Annotated in this window: 11 protein-coding genes; all 11 read left to right on the top strand. The window is 66.4% G+C overall.

Going from position 1 to position 14,883, the window contains the following annotated elements; translation table 11 throughout:
* Nucleotides 1-12 precede the first annotated feature (12 nt).
* The 11 genes from PMI12_RS10400 to PMI12_RS10350 all read left to right on the top strand — a co-directional run bounded on the left by PMI12_RS10400 (nt 13) and on the right by PMI12_RS10350 (nt 14,876).
* Entirely contained in the window at nt 13-1,206 is a 1,194-nt protein-coding gene (locus PMI12_RS10400) for a fumarylacetoacetate hydrolase family protein (protein ID WP_007831861.1), read from the top strand.
* Nucleotides 1,207-1,346: 140 nt separating this feature from the next.
* The gene (gene tssA / locus PMI12_RS10395; protein WP_007831859.1) at nt 1,347-2,444 is read left to right on the top strand and encodes a type VI secretion system protein TssA; all 1,098 of its coding nucleotides are present in this window, start codon (nt 1,347-1,349) and stop codon (nt 2,442-2,444) included.
* Nucleotides 2,445-2,528: 84 nt separating this feature from the next.
* Nucleotides 2,529-3,098, top strand: a complete 570-nt coding sequence (gene tssB / locus PMI12_RS10390) for a type VI secretion system contractile sheath small subunit (RefSeq protein ID WP_007831857.1) — start codon at nt 2,529-2,531, stop codon at nt 3,096-3,098.
* A gap of 24 nt (nt 3,099-3,122) precedes the next feature.
* Nucleotides 3,123-4,631 carry a type VI secretion system contractile sheath large subunit gene (gene tssC, locus PMI12_RS10385; protein WP_007831855.1) on the top strand — a complete coding sequence of 503 codons (1,509 nt, stop codon included), beginning with the start codon at nt 3,123-3,125 and terminating at the stop codon, nt 4,629-4,631.
* Nucleotides 4,632-4,678: 47 nt separating this feature from the next.
* Nucleotides 4,679-5,161: an Hcp family type VI secretion system effector gene (locus tag PMI12_RS10380; RefSeq protein WP_007831853.1), complete on the top strand. Its 483-nt coding sequence runs from the start codon at nt 4,679-4,681 to the stop codon at nt 5,159-5,161.
* 126 nt (nt 5,162-5,287) lie between these two features.
* Entirely contained in the window at nt 5,288-6,151 is an 864-nt protein-coding gene (locus PMI12_RS10375) for a type VI secretion system accessory protein TagJ (RefSeq protein ID WP_007831851.1), read from the top strand.
* Nucleotides 6,152-6,159: 8 nt separating this feature from the next.
* On the top strand, nt 6,160-6,687 hold the full coding sequence (tssE, locus tag PMI12_RS10370) for a type VI secretion system baseplate subunit TssE (RefSeq protein WP_042673168.1): 528 nt from the start codon (nt 6,160-6,162) through the stop codon (nt 6,685-6,687).
* On the top strand, nt 6,687-8,558 hold the full coding sequence (gene tssF / locus PMI12_RS10365) for a type VI secretion system baseplate subunit TssF (protein ID WP_007831843.1): 1,872 nt from the start codon (nt 6,687-6,689) through the stop codon (nt 8,556-8,558). The genes tssE and tssF overlap by 1 nt, the downstream gene beginning before the upstream one ends.
* Nucleotides 8,555-9,727: a type VI secretion system baseplate subunit TssG gene (gene tssG, locus PMI12_RS10360; RefSeq protein ID WP_007831838.1), complete on the top strand. Its 1,173-nt coding sequence runs from the start codon at nt 8,555-8,557 to the stop codon at nt 9,725-9,727. The genes tssF and tssG overlap by 4 nt, the downstream gene beginning before the upstream one ends.
* Nucleotides 9,724-12,471 (top strand): type VI secretion system ATPase TssH, encoded by a 2,748-nt coding sequence (tssH, locus tag PMI12_RS10355; RefSeq protein ID WP_007831836.1) that lies wholly within the window; start codon nt 9,724-9,726, stop codon nt 12,469-12,471. The genes tssG and tssH overlap by 4 nt, the downstream gene beginning before the upstream one ends.
* A 14-nt stretch (nt 12,472-12,485) precedes the next feature.
* Complete coding sequence (locus PMI12_RS10350; protein WP_007831834.1) at nt 12,486-14,876, top strand: type VI secretion system Vgr family protein; 2,391 nt, start codon at nt 12,486-12,488, stop codon at nt 14,874-14,876.
* The last annotated feature ends 7 nt before the right edge of the window (nt 14,877-14,883 follow it).

Below are 14,883 nucleotides of genomic sequence, written 5' to 3'. Positions count from 1 at the left end.
AGACACCACGCCATGCCGCTCGATCTTTCAACTTCTTCCAGCCTGCCCCGCGACGCCGAACGCGCCACCCTCGTCGGCCGCCTCTGGCAACCCGGCGTGGGCCCCGTGCTGGTGGCCGTGCACGAAGGCGGCCTGTACGACCTGTCGAGGCTCGCGCCGACCATGAGCGACCTGCTCGAAGGCAAGGAGGCGCCCGCCGAAGCCGTTCGCCGTGCATTGCGCAGCGCACCGCGCATCGCCTCGCTCGACGAGGCCATCGCCAACAGCGACGAGAGCGCACGCGACGCCGGCAAGCCCTGGCTGCTCGCGCCCTGCGACCTGCAGGCCATCAAGGCCAGCGGCGTCACCTTCGTCGCGAGCCTGCTCGAACGCGTGATCGAGGAGCAGGCGCGCGGCGACGCCTCGAAGGCCGAGGCCACGCGCGCGGCCATCGGCGGCGTGCTCGGCGACAACCTCGCCGACATCGTGCCGGGATCGCCCGAGGCCATGAAGGTCAAGGACGTGCTGATCGCGCAAGGCGTGTGGTCGCAGTACCTCGAAGTCGGCATCGGCCCCGACGCCGAGATCTTCACCAAGGCCCCGGTGCTCGCCGCCGTGGGCACGGGTGCCGATGTCGGCATCCATTCGGGTTCAGTGTGGAACAACCCCGAGCCGGAGGTCGTGCTCGCCGTCAACAGCCGCGGCGAGACACTCGGCGCCGCGCTCGGCAACGACGTCAACCTGCGTGACTTCGAAGGCCGCAGCGCGCTGCTGCTCGGCAAGGCCAAGGACAACAACGCCTCGTGCGCGATCGGCCCCTTCATCCGCTTGTTCGATGCGCACTTCGGCATCGAGGACGTGCGCCGCATCACCGTCGCGCTGGAAGTCACCGGCCCCGAGGGTTTCACGCTCGAGGGTTCGAGTTCGCTGTCGAAGATCAGCCGCGATCCGCTCGATCTCGTGGCGCAGACCGTGGGCAAGCATCACGCCTACCCTGATGGCTTCATGTTGTTTCTGGGCACGATGTTCGCGCCGACACAGGACCGTCACGGGCCTGGGCAAGGATTTACCCATGTCGTGGGTGACCGCGTGCGCATTGCCGCGCCCGAACTCGGCGCCCTCGTCAATCGCGTGGTGCACGCCGATCAGGCGCCGATGTGGACTTTTGGCATCAGCGCGTTGATGCGCAACTTGGGTGAACGCGGACTGCTGAGTGTGAACATGTAGACGTTCTGTTTGAATTTTAAAAGGAGTTGTACTCCTTTGTGATTCATATGGTTCGCGTTGCAGTCTGTTGCTGTTGACCGCGCCTCTTGTTCCCCTCAAGATCGCTGCTGTTGAGAAACGGTTGAACAAGGGAGAAGAGGTTGTCGACGAGCGAGATCGATCTATTGCAGTTGCCTGTGGAAGGCCCGCTTTCATGCGGGGAAGACCTGGAATACGACCCCGATTTCATGGCGTTGCACCAAGCAACAACAGGTAAGCGCGAGCAGCAATTCGGCTCGACGATCATCCCCGCGGAGCCACCTGATTGGGCACGCGTGGAGCGCATCGCGAAGCAGCTGTGCACACGCACGCGCGACCTGCGCGTGCTGGTGCCCCTCACGCTGGCCTGGACCGAAAACCGTGGATTGCCGGGCTACGTCGATGGGCTGCAACTCGTCGATGCCGTGCTGCAGAAATTCTGGAACGACGTGCATCCGCGCGTCGTCGATGGCGACTTCGAAGACCCGCTGCCGCGCATGAATGCACTGGCCGCGCTGGCCGAAGCCGAGGGACTCGGGCGCAGCGTGCGCGATGCCCGGCTGCTCGAGGACGGCGGCGCATCGATGAGCCTGCGACAGGTCGAAGCCTTGCTTGATTCGAGCAAGACCGACCATCAGATCGATTACCCGGGCGGCATTGGCCGGCTGCGGGACGCGGCGCGGCGCGCGCACGAGAAAGCGGCGCCTCCGGTAGTGGCGTTGCGCGCGGCGCTCGACCTGCTGCAGCGCATTCGCGAGACCTGCGAGCGCGCGCTCGGCCAGAGCTGGGCGCCGGACTTTTCGCGGCTCGAGCGCTCGCTGCGCACCGTGGTCCAGCTGTTGCCCGAACAGGCGCAGGACGCGGCAGCCGTGGCCGGCGAAGCGCGCGACGGCGCCGATGCGCAAGGGGCGGGTGCTTCGGTGCCGATGGCGAACGGGGCCGCCGCGGCCACCGCCAATGGCGGCACCGGCCCGCGCACGGTACTGGTTAAAGATATTGAAATATCGACTCGTGATGATGTGCAGGTGGTGTTGGAGAAGGCCTGCCAGTACCTGGAGCGCATGGAGCCCAGTCATCCGGCGCCCATGCTGATACGAAGAGCGCAGCGGCTGATGGACCTGAACTTCTTCCAGATCATCGAAGAGCTCGTGCCCGAGGGATTGCAAAAGATAGAGAGCCTTGCAGGACGTCCGCTGAACGCTGGGGGCAGCACGGAATAGCAAGGCGAAAGCCATCGGGAGCTCCGCGGGCCGGCAGGCCACCGGGATCGCACCCACACGCATTACAGATTCAAGAGGAAGCTTATGGCAGACAACCGTGTCAGAAACAGTGGTCAGAAGTTCATCGCGCGCAACCGCGCGCCGCGTGTGCAGATCGAATACGACGTCGAGATCTACGGCAGCGAACGCAAGATCCAGCTGCCCTTCGTGATGGGCGTCATTGCCGATCTCGCGGGCAAGCAGATCGACCCGATGCCCGACCTCGGCGAGCGCGAGTTCATGGCGGTGGACATCGACAACTTCGACGAACGCATGAAGTCCATCAAGCCGCGCGTTGCCTTCCAGGTGCCCAACACGCTCACCGGCGACGGCCAGATGAACGTCGACATCACCTTCGACAGCATGGACGACTTCTCGCCCGCGCGCATCGCCCGCCAGGTCGGTGCGCTGCAGCAACTGCTCGAAGCGCGCACCGAGCTGTCGAACCTGCTCTCGTACATGGACGGCAAGAACGGCGCGGAGCAGCTGATCGCGCAGGCGCTGCAGAACCCCGGGCTCCTCAAGTCGCTGGCATCGGCGCCGAACCCGGCCGTGGCGAAGGCGGTCGAAGCCGCGAACGAAAAGGCCGGCGCCCCCGGCACATCTTCAGAGTAAGCGCGAGCAGCAAGGACCGCCATCATGAGCACCGCATCCAATCAGAGCGCCGCGCGCGCACCCGCCACCGTCGAAGCGCTCGAGCCGAACGAGTTCGCCGACCTGCTGCAGCGTGAGTTCAAGCCCAAGACCGACCAGGCCCGCGAGGCGGTGGAGAACGCCGTCAAGACGCTGGCCGTGCAGGCGCTGGAAAGCACCGTCACCGTCTCCAACGATGCCTACCGCACGGTGCAGGCCATCATCACCGAAATCGATCGCAAGCTCTCCGAGCAGATCAACCAGATCCTGCACCACGAGGAGTTCCAGCAGCTCGAAGGCGCATGGCGCGGGCTGCACTACCTCGTGAACAACACCGAGACCGACGAGCAGCTCAAGATCCGCGTGATGTGCGCGTCCAAGCGCGAAGTGGCGCGCTCGCTCAAGCGCCACAAGGGTATCGGCTGGGACCAGAGCCCGCTGTTCAAGAAGATCTACGAGGCCGAGTACGGCCAGTTCGGCGGCGAGCCCTTCGGCGCGCTGATCGGCGACTTCCACTTCGACCACAGCCCGCCCGACGTCGAGATGCTCAGCGAAATGGCCAAGATCGCGGCCGCCGCGCATTGCCCGTTCATCGCGGGCGCCTCGCCCACGGTGATGCAGATGGACTCGTGGCAGGAGCTGTCGAACCCGCGCGACCTGACCAAGATCTTCCAGAACACCGAGCACACCGCATGGCGCTCGCTGCGCGACTCGGAAGACGCGCGCTACATCGGCCTGGCCATGCCGCGCTTCCTGGCGCGCCTGCCGTACGGCGCGCGCACCAACCCGGTCGACGAGTTCGAGTTCGAGGAAGAGACCGACTCGGCCGCGCATAACCGCTACACCTGGGCCAACTCGGCCTATGCGATGGGCGTGAACATCAACCGCTCGTTCAAGCAGTACGGCTGGTGCACGTCCATTCGCGGCGTGGAGTCGGGTGGCGCGGTGGAGAACCTGCCCACCCACACCTTCCCGACCGATGACGGCGGCGTGGACATGAAGTGCCCGACCGAGATCGCCATCAGCGACCGGCGCGAGGCCGAGCTCGCCAAGAACGGCTTCATGCCGCTGGTGCACCGCAAGAACTCCGACTTCGCAGCCTTCATCGGCGCGCAGTCGCTGCAGCTGCCGGCCGAGTACTACGACGCCGATGCCACGGCCAACGCGAACCTCGCGGCGCGCCTGCCCTACCTGTTCGCCTGCTGCCGCTTCGCGCACTACCTGAAGTGCATCGTGCGCGACAAGATCGGTTCGTTCCGCGAGCGCGAGGACATGGAGCGCTGGCTCAACGACTGGATCATGAACTACGTCGACGGCAGCCCCGGCACCTCGTCGCAGGACACGAAGGCAATGAAGCCGCTGGCGGCGGCGGAAGTCCAGGTGGAAGCCATCGAGGACAACCCGGGCTACTACGCCGCCAAGTTTTTTCTCCGGCCGCACTATCAGCTCGAAGGGCTGACGGTGTCGTTGCGGCTGGTTTCGAAGCTGCCATCCAACAAGAAGGACAGCAGCTAATTCAACGGTGTCCCGTAATCGGGCACATATAACTTTGGGGGTTAATCATGGCAGTAGACATGTTCATGCGCGTCGAAGGCGCAAACGGCGAATCGAAGGACTCGAACCACAAGGAGTGGACGGACATCAAGTCGTTTGCCTGGGGAGCGACGCAGCCTGGAAACATGGTCAGCGGCGGTGGCGGTGGCGTTGGCAAGGCCAGCTTCAATGACCTGCAGGTGCTCGCGCGCATCGACAAGGCGGCACCGTCCGTCCTGAAGAACTGCGCCAGCGGCAAGCACCTGAGCAAGGTCGAGGTTTCGGTGTGCAAGGCGGGGGGCTCGCAGATCGAATACACACGCGTCACGCTCGAGGAAGTGCTGGTCACCTCGGTGCAGTACACGGCAGAGCAAGGCTCCGACGCCGTGTTCGTGCAGTACGCCTTCCAGGCCGCGAAGGTGAAGCAGCAGTACTGGGAACAGACCGACAAGGGCGGCAAGGGCGCCGAGACGGTCCTGGGCTGGAACATCAAGGAAAACAGGGAATCCTGATTTCTCTTTTCCCGATGCGCGGCCGGCCCGGCGGGCCGGCCGCGACGTTTTCCCGACGGCCTTCGCGGCCGTCTTTTGCACACTGGCCTTTCGCGCCGTGTGCCAGTCAGTCAGCGAGGAAGCTTCATGGGCGATGGGTTTGCAGTGCTGGGCGAACGCTCCGTGGCCGAGCACACCGAATGGGTACAGCGGCAGATCCGCGCCAGTCCCCAGAATGCCAGCCTGCGTCTTGCCCTGTGCCACTTTCTCGCCCTGCGCGGCGACTGGCAACGGGCCGAAGACCAGCTCAAGCTCGCCACCAAGCTCGATCCCACTTTCACGCCTGCCAGCGTCACGTGTTCGATGGCGCTCGCGGGTGAGCGCCACCGCAGCGACTTCTGGTCCGGCGGGCGCGCACCGGCCATCGTCTGCGGCAATGCGGACTGGGTCGAACAGCTGATCGCCGCCGCCGCATTGCCGGCCGACCGCGCCGATGAAGCCGCTGCTCTGCGCGAAACCGCGCGGCAGGCCGCACCCGCATTGCACGGCGCGCTCACCAGCGTCGACCGTTCCGATTCGCGCGCTACCCAAGCGTTCGACGGCGAACCGGTGGAGCGCAGCGACTTCGCCTGGCTGTGCGACGGCGACGTGCGCATCGGCCCGGTGCTGGAGTTGCTCACGCCTTCGGGCTATGCATGGCTGCCCCTGCCCGAGGTGCGCCGCATCAAGTTCTCGCGCCCGCAGCACCTGGTCGACCTGCTGTGGGCCCCCGCCGAGCTCGAGCTGCACGACGGCCGCGCGATCAACGGCCTGGTGCCGGTGCGCTACCCGGGCTCGCTCGAAGGGCTCGACGACGAGACCACGCTGGGCCGCCGCACCGACTGGCTGCCGCTGGCCGGCGAAGATCAGTACGCGGGCCTGGGGCAGCGCACGCTGATCAGCGAAGCCGGCGACCATTCGCTGCTCGACCTGCGGCTCATCGAGTTCGCACGGGAGGCCACCGACGCATGAGCGCCATGATGGACACCGACGGCGACCAGCAGGAAAGCGTTGCACGCGACCGCCTGCAGCCGGTGCTGCTCGATCGCCTCACCGACAAGACGCCGCAGACCCGGCAGGAGCGCGCGGGCGCCTTCCTCATGAGCGGCAGGCTGCTGCGCGACTCGGTGCTGCGCGACCTGCAGTGGCTGCTCAACACCACCAACTTCGGCGCGGACCACAACATCAACACCATGCCCCGCGCGCGCCGCTCGGTGCTGAACTTCGGCGTGCGCGGCTGGGCTGGCGGGCGCATGTCGGAGGTCGACTTCGCCGACGTCGAAGCGGCCATCCGATCGGCCATCATCGACTTCGAGCCGCGCATCATGAAGGACAGCATCGACGTGCGCTGCGTGACAGATGCCACCGACCTCGAACACCACAACCTGCTCGCGCTGGAGATTCGCGGCACGCTGTGGTCGGTGCCGTACCCGATCGAGTTCATCCTGCGTTCGGAGCTCGACCTTGAAAGCGGGCACATGGTGCTGCGGCCCACCGGAGGCCTCTGATGGATGCCAGGCTGCTTGACTACTACAACCGCGAACTCACCTACATGCACGAGCTCGGGGCCGAGTTCGCGCAGCGCTACCCGAAGATCGCGGGCCGTCTCGGCATGCGCGGCATCGAGGTCAGCGACCCGTACGTGGAGCGCCTGCTCGAAGGCTTCAGCTTCCTCACGGCGCGCATCCAGCTCAAGATGGACGCGGAATTTCCGCGCTTCTCGCAGCGGCTGCTCGAAGTGGTGTACCCCAACTTCCTTGCGCCGCTGCCCGCGATGGCCGTGGTGCAGATCGACGGCAACCTCAACGAAGGTTCGCTGAAGGCCGGCTACGAGCTGCCGCGCCACACCATCCTGCGCGGACGCATGATCAAGGGCGAACAGACGGCTTGCGAGTTCCGCACCGGCCATGCCGTCACGCTGTGGCCCATCAAGATCGCCGAGGCCGGCATCGGCCCCGTGCCGGCGGAGATCGCGCATGCCATGCCGATGGTCGCGCGGCAGGCGAAGAGCGCGATCACCATCAAGCTCGAAGCCGTGGGCGGCGCACGCTTTGCCGACATGCCGCTGGATCGGCTCGAATTCTTTCTCTCGGGCGCGGAGCTGCATGCGCTGCGCGTGCTCGAACTCGTGGCGCACCACAGCGTTGGCGTGGTTTGCCGCAGCGGGCCGGGCAGCACCGCGCGCATCGTGCCGCTCGGCGACGAGGCCGTCAGGCACGAGGGCTTCGACCCCGACCAGGCGCTGCTGCCCTACGACGCGCGCTCGTTCCAGGGCTACCGGCTGCTGCACGAGTACTTCGCGTTTCCCGACCGCTACCTGTTCTTCAGCGTGAACAAGCTGCGCGCGGCGGCCGCGGCCATGGGCGGCACCACGATGGAGATCGTGATCCTGCTCGATCGCGCCGACGCCGACCTCGAACGGTTGGTCGACGCCAAGCACTTCTCGCTGTTCTGCACGCCCATCATCAACCTCGTGCCGCGCCGCAGCGACCGCATTCCGGTGGGGCCGGGCCAGCATGAGCACCATGCGGTGATCGACCGCACGCGCCCGCGCGACTTCGAGATATTCACCGTCGAACGTGTCACCGGCCACATGGCCAACGGCTCCGAAGAGCGCGAGTTCCGCCCCTTCCTCGGCTCGTTCGCGGCCGACGACGGCGACTTCGGCGCCTACTTCTCGCTGCGCCGCGAACCGCGCCTGGTGTCCGACCGCGCACGCGCGCAGGGCACGCGCACCAGCTACACCGGCAGCGAGGTCTACGTGTCGCTCGTCGACCAGCACGACGCGCCCTTTCCGCACAGCCTGCGCCACATCACGCTCGACGCGCTGTGCACCAACCGCGACCTCCCGCTGCTGCTGCCGACCGGACTCGAATCGGACTTCACGCTGCGTGTGTCGGCGCCGGTGCGCGCCATCCGCATCCTGCGCGGGCCCTCGCGCCCGTACCCCGCATTGGCCGAGGGCGCGCTGACCTGGCGCCTCATCAGCCACCTGGGGCTCAACTACCTGAGCCTCACCGACGTGGATGCGGCGCAGGGCGCAGCCGCGCTGCGCGAGATGCTCGACCTGTACGGCAACCTCGCCGACCCCTCTGTGCGCCGCCAGATCCAGGGCGTGCGCTCGATGGCGCTGGCGCCGGTGTTCCGCCGCCTGCCGGAGCCGGGCCCGATCGTGTTCGGGCGCGGCGTGGAGGTGGCACTCAAGATCGACGAGGTCGCCTTCTCCGGCGCGAGCCCTTATCTCTTCGGCGCCGTGCTGGAGCAGTTCTTCAGCCGGCACGTGTCGCTCAATGCCTTCACCGAGTTCGCGCTGTCCAGCCTGCAGCGCGGCGAGATCGCGCGCTGGACGCCGCGCGTGGGACGTCGGCCTGCCGTATGAGCGAAACCGGCTTCACTGAAGGAATGCAGCAGGACGCGCCGGCCGCCAGTGAAGGCGAGGTGGTGCTCGATACGGACGAGATTCGACAACACGACGTCGCGCCGCCCGTGCCCGGCACGGCGCCACGGCGCGGCGTGCCCGAGGTCGATCCGGTGCTCTGGGCCAGGCTGTTGGAGCAGCCCTTCGAGCACGACCTGTTCATGCTGCTGCGCCGCCTCGACGCGCAGGGCGACCATCCGCTGCTGGGCCGGGCACCGCGTCCGCTCGACGAGCCGCTGCGCCTCGGGCAGGAGCCCTCGATGGCGTTCGCGCCGTCGAACGTGTCGGGCGTCGATGTCGACAGCGATGGACCTCCGCGCATTTCGATCTACGGCTTCGGCCTGTTCGGTCCCAACGGCCCGCTGCCGCTGCACCTGACCGAGTACGCGCGCGAGCGCAAGCGGCATCACGCCGACGACACCCTCAGCGCGTTCGCCGACCTGTTCCATCACCGGCTGATCCTGCTGTTCTACCGGGCCTGGGCCGACGCGCAGTCGGTCAACAGCCTGGACCGTCCCGACGGCCATCGCTTCGTCGACTATGTGTCCAGCCTCATGAACATGGGGCAGCCCGGCCTGAAGGAGCGCGACCGCATCGCCGACCATGCGCGCACCTTCATGGCGGGGCACCTCGTGCGCCAGACGCGCAACCCCGAGGGCCTGATCCAGATCCTCAAGCTCTACTTCGACGTGCCCGTGCACGTCGAGGAATTCGTGAGCGACTGGGTGATGCTCGACGAGCACCAGGTCAGCCGGATCGGCCTTTCCGGCCGCAACCAGCGGCTCGGCGGCGGCGCCACCATCGGCCTGGCCGTGCGCGATGCTCAAGCCAAGTTCCGCCTCGAACTCGGGCCGCTCTCGCAGGAAGAGTTCCGCGAGTTCCTGCCGGGCAGCAAGCGGCTGCAGCAGGTGGTCGACTGGGTGCGACAGTACGTCGGCATCGAGTTCGCGTGGGATCTGCGGCTCGTCCTGAAGAAGCAGGACGCGCACGGCATGCGGCTCAACAGCAGCCAGCGTCTCGGCTGGGGCAGCTGGCTCGGCACGCGCATGTCGGACACCGACGCGGGCGACATGGTGTTCCAGCCCGAAGCATTGTTTTCCCGTTCCGCTCCTTCTTCCATGGGTTTATGACCGACATCCGCCGCGTCTCTCTTTTCTCCAAGCTCAACCCGATGCTCTACAAGGCATTGGAGACCGCCACCGCCTTCGCCAAGCTGCGCGGCAACGCCTACGTCGAACTCGTGCACTGGCTGCACCAGATCCTGCAGCTGCAGGACAGCGACATGTTGCGCATCGTCAAGCGCGCGGGGCTGAACCTCGATGCGATCGAACAAGACCTGGTGCGCGCGCTCGACCGGCTGCCGCATGGCGCCACGTCGATCAGCGACATCTCCGAACACGTCGACAACGCCGTCGAGCGCGCATGGGTCTATGCGAGCCTGCGCTTCGAGGCCACCTCCATCCGGGGTGCGTACCTGCTCGCGGGCATCATCAAGACGCCGGGGCTGCGGCAGGTGCTTTCGGGCATCTCGCGCGAGTTCGACAAGATCGTGCCCGACGTGCTGGTGGCGCAGCTCGCTGCGTGGACCGAGGGGTCGCCCGAAGACGACTTCGACGCCGCACCGAGCGCAGGCGCGGCAGGCGGCGCACCCGCGGTGGCGCACCACCAGGGCGATGGCCCCGCGGCAGGCGGCTCTGCACTCGCCAAGTATGCGAGCGACCTCACCGCCAAGGCACGCGCGGGTGAGCTCGATCCGGTCTACGGCCGCGACGACGAGATCCGCCAGATCATCGACATCCTGATGCGCCGCCGGCAGAACAATCCGTTGCTCACCGGCGAGGCCGGCGTCGGCAAGACGGCCGTGGTCGAAGGCCTGGCCTCGCGCCTCGCCGCGGGCGATGTGCCGCCTTCGCTCAAGGACGTGTCGCTGTGGGTGCTGGACCCCACGCTGCTGCAGGCCGGCGCGGGCGTGAAGGGCGAGTTCGAGCAGCGGCTGCGCCAGGTGATCGACGAGGTCGAGAAGAGCCCCAAGCCCATCGTGCTGTTCGTCGACGAGGTGCACACACTGGTCGGCGCCGGTGGCACGGCCGGCACCGGCGACGCGGCCAACCTGCTCAAGCCGGCGCTCGCGCGCGGCCGGCTGCGCACCATCGGCGCGACCACCTGGTCGGAGTACAAGAAGTACATCGAGAAAGATCCGGCGCTCACGCGGCGTTTCCAGACCATCCAGGTGCACGAGCCCACCGAGCCCAAGGCGGTGATCATGCTGCGCGGCATCTCGGCCGAACTGGAGAAGCACCACGGGGTGCTCATCCTCGACGCCGCGCTCGAGGCGGCCGTGAGCCTGTCGCACCGCTACATTCCCGCGCGGCAATTGCCCGACAAGGCCGTGAGCCTGCTCGACACGGCCTGCGCGCGCGTGGCGCTGAGCCAGCATGCGCTGCCCGCCGCCATCGAAGACCTGCAGCGCCGCATCGAGGTGCTGGGCATCGAGTCGGGCATCGCGGGGCGCGAGGCCGCCATCGGCGTGGGCGAGCACCACCGCGTGGAAGACATCGCGGCGCAGGTCGCGCAGGCGCAGGCCGAACTCGAGGTGCTGGAGAAACGGCGCGTGGAAGAAAGCGCGCTGGTCGAGCGCATCGTGGCCTTGCGCAAGCAGCTCTCGCCGGCCGCGGTGCCGCAGGCGCGGGCCGAGGCATCGGACGCGCAGGAAGTGGAAGCTGCGAACGTCGATGCGGACCCCGACGCGCCACCCGCCGAACCCCAGCGCACGACCCAGGAGATTCGCGCCGAACTCAACGAAGCACAGGACAAGCTCGTGCAGCTGCAGGGCGAATCGCCGCTGATCCTCGCGGCCGTCGATGCGCAGGCCATCGCCACCGTGGTGGCCGACTGGACCGGCATCCCCATCGGCCGCATGGTGCGCGACGACGCGCAGTCGGTGCTCAGGCTCGGCGAGATCCTCTCGGCCCGCGTGGTCGCGCAGCCCGATGCGCTGGAGACCATCTCGCGCCGCATCCGCACCGCGCGCGCACGGCTCGACAACCCCAACAAGCCGGTCGGCGTGTTCCTGCTGTGCGGCCCCTCGGGCGTGGGCAAGACCGAGACCGCGCTGGCGCTGTCGGAGGCGCTGTACGGCGGCGAGCAGAACCTCGTCACCATCAACATGAGCGAGTTCCAGGAGTCGCACACCGTCTCCACGCTCAAGGGCGCCCCGCCCGGCTACGTGGGCTATGGCGAAGGCGGCGTGCTCACCGAGGCCGTGCGCCGCCGGCCTTACAGCGTGGTGCTGCTCGACGAGATCGAGAAGGCCCACACCGACGTGCACGAGATCTTCTTCCAGGTGTTCGACAAGGGCTGGATGGAAGACGGCGAAGGCCGCCACATCGACTTCCGCAACACCGTGATCATCATGACCTCCAACGTCGGCACCGACCTGGTCATGCAGCTGTGCGAAGACCCGACCCTGCGCCCCGACCCCGAGCCGCTGGCCACCGCGCTGCGCGAGCCGCTGCTCAAGGTGTTCGCGCCGGCGCTGCTCGGCCGTCTCGTTGTAGTGCCTTATTACCCGTTGCACGCCGAGGCATTGCATCGCATCATCCGCCTCCAGCTCGATCGCATCGCGGCGCGCCTGCAGGCGAACCACGGCATTGCATTGGCTTACGACGACAGCGCCGTCGAACTCGTGGTGCGCCGCTGTACGGCCATAGAGTCGGGTGGACGGATGATCGACGCGATCCTCACGCACACGATCCTTCCGCGATTGAGCGAGGAAGTCATCGGCGCCACGGTCAGTGCGCGCAAGCTCGCCGGCGTGCAGTTGAGCGCGGCGGGCGACGATTTCCACTACGAATTTTCTGAGCACCAAGCGTAGAAAGGGAGAGCTCCATGGCCAGAGTCGTCAAAGCCCACACACCGCTCGCGGAGGACCAGTTGCTGTTCCGCTCGATGCACGGGACCGAGGGCCTCTCGCAGCTGTTCGAATTCGAGGTCGATCTGCTGAGCCCGACCGTGTCGCTCGACATGAAGTCGGTACTGGGCAAGCCGCTCACGCTCGAAATACTGACGGCAGGCCAGCCTCGTTTTCTGAATGGACAGATCGTCCGGTTCACGATGATCGGCAAGGAGGGCGGCGGTTCGCGCTATGTGGTGTACCGCGCCACCGTGCGACCCTGGCTCTGGTACCTGACGCGCACCAGCGACTGCAAGATATTCCAGAACAAATCGGTCGTCGACATCCTCGAGGAAGTTTTCGCCGACTACAACTTCGCGTTCGAGAAGAAGCTCAGCGGAACCTACCGCCAGTGGGAGTACTGCGTGCAGTACCAGGAGACCGACTTCGCCTTCGTGAGCCGGCTGATGGAGCATGAAGGCATCTACTACTACTTCAAGCACGAAAAGAATCAGCACACGCTGGTGCTGGCCGATGACATGGGCGCGCACGAGACCCTGCCGGCCTATCCGAAGATCAGCTACCTCGCGGCCGACCGCGACGCGGACCCGCTGCAGGAGGTGATCGACCAATGGCAGGTCACCGAGGAAATCCGCCCCGGCACCTACGTGGTGGACGACTACGACTTCAAGAAGTCGAGGGCCGATCTGCTGAGCATGCGCAGCCAGCCGCGCGGAAACGCACACGACACCTACGAGATCTACGAGTGGCTCGGGGGTTTCAGCGAGGCCGAGCAGGGCGAGCGCTACTCGCGCATCCGGCTCGAGGAGGCGCAATCGCAGGCTGAGCGCGACGTGGGCCACGCCAGCGTGCGCGGCATGGCGCCGGGCTACCGCTTCACCATGCAGAACTGTCCGCGGCAGGACGACAACCGGGAATACCTGATCGTGTCGGTGTCATATGCGCTGCGCGAAGGCGGCTACGACACCGGTGCGGCCGACAGCTCGTACAGCTTCGATTTCGCGGTGCAGCCGACCTCGTATGCGTTCCGCGCGCCGCGCGTGACGCCGATGACCCGCACCAACGGACCGCAGACCGCCACCGTGGTGGGTAAGGCGGGGCAGGAGTATTGGGTCGACCAATACGGCCGCGTGAAGGTGCAGTTCCGCTGGGACCGCTACGGCAAGAGCGACGAGAACAGCTCCTGCTGGGTGCGCGTTTCCAGCGCCTGGGCCGGTTCGAACTACGGCGCGGTGAATCATCCGCGCAAGGGCCAGGAAGTGATCGTCGATTTCATCGGCGGGCACCCCGACCGGCCGATCATCATTGGCCGCGTCTACAACTCGGACCAGATGCCGCCGCTGGAGCTGCCCGCGCAGGTGACGGTGAGCGGCTTCGTGAGCCGCAGCCGTGACGGCACGCCCGCGAATGCCAACGAATTCATTCTGGACGATGCGCCAGGCGAGGAACTGGTGCGCCTGCATGCCGAGAAGGATTTCGACATCCAGGTCGAGCACGACATGGACACTTGCGTGGAGGGCAACCAGACCGAGACGGTTGAAGGCAATCGGACCGTGCACATCGAAGGCACCGACCAGCTCACGGTCGACAAGACCCGCGACACGCTCATCAAGAAAAAGGATACGGCCGAATACCAGAACGGATCGAAGCTCACGGTGTCGGGCGCACTGACCGAGCACTTCTTCGACAACCGCATCGAGACGACCACCAAGCAGGGCTCCAGGGAAACGGTGCTCACCGGCGACTCGGAAGTGATCGTCAAGGCGGGCCAGCGGCACGAAACCTTCGACATGGGCATGCTGGTCGACGTGAAGATGGGCATGGACGAGGAGGTCCACACCGGCAACTCGACGCTCAAGACACTGGCCGGCCAGCGCATCGAGAGTTACCAGACGGGCTGGCAGAGGACGGTCGTGGGCGGTGGCGGCAACGACACCATCACGGGCGGTCTCACCGAGACCATCGCGACCGGCGATCACACGTCCACCGTTTCGGCCGGCGACTACTACGGCAAGGCCAAGAAGGTGACCATCGAAGCGACAGCCGGCAATGTGGAGATCAAAGCCAGCGAAGATTTCACCTTCGAGGGAAACCACGTCAAGCGGGTCAACCGGGTGCTGCTATGGGACTGGTCGCCCACCGCGGTCACCGCGACGGGTCTTTCCAGCGCGACGTACGGCGTGAACAACAGCAACTCCGGGCTTGCGTTCACCACGAACATCAAGAAGGCCGATGCCACAGCGCAGATCCTGAACATGTTCGCGCATCAGGCGAACTTTGGCTCCATCGGTTTTTCCAACGTGACCTGGGAGCAGCATGCCGGCGGATATTGGGGCGCACTGAAGGCCTTCGTGCTTTTCGGCTGAGCGCATG

The sequence above is a fragment of the Variovorax sp. CF313 genome, assembly GCF_000282635.1.
In the GTDB taxonomy this organism is placed as follows: Bacteria; Pseudomonadota; Gammaproteobacteria; order Burkholderiales; family Burkholderiaceae_C; genus Variovorax.
Note: the sequence above shows the minus strand (reverse complement) of the source record. Positions and strands in the feature narration are given on the sequence as shown.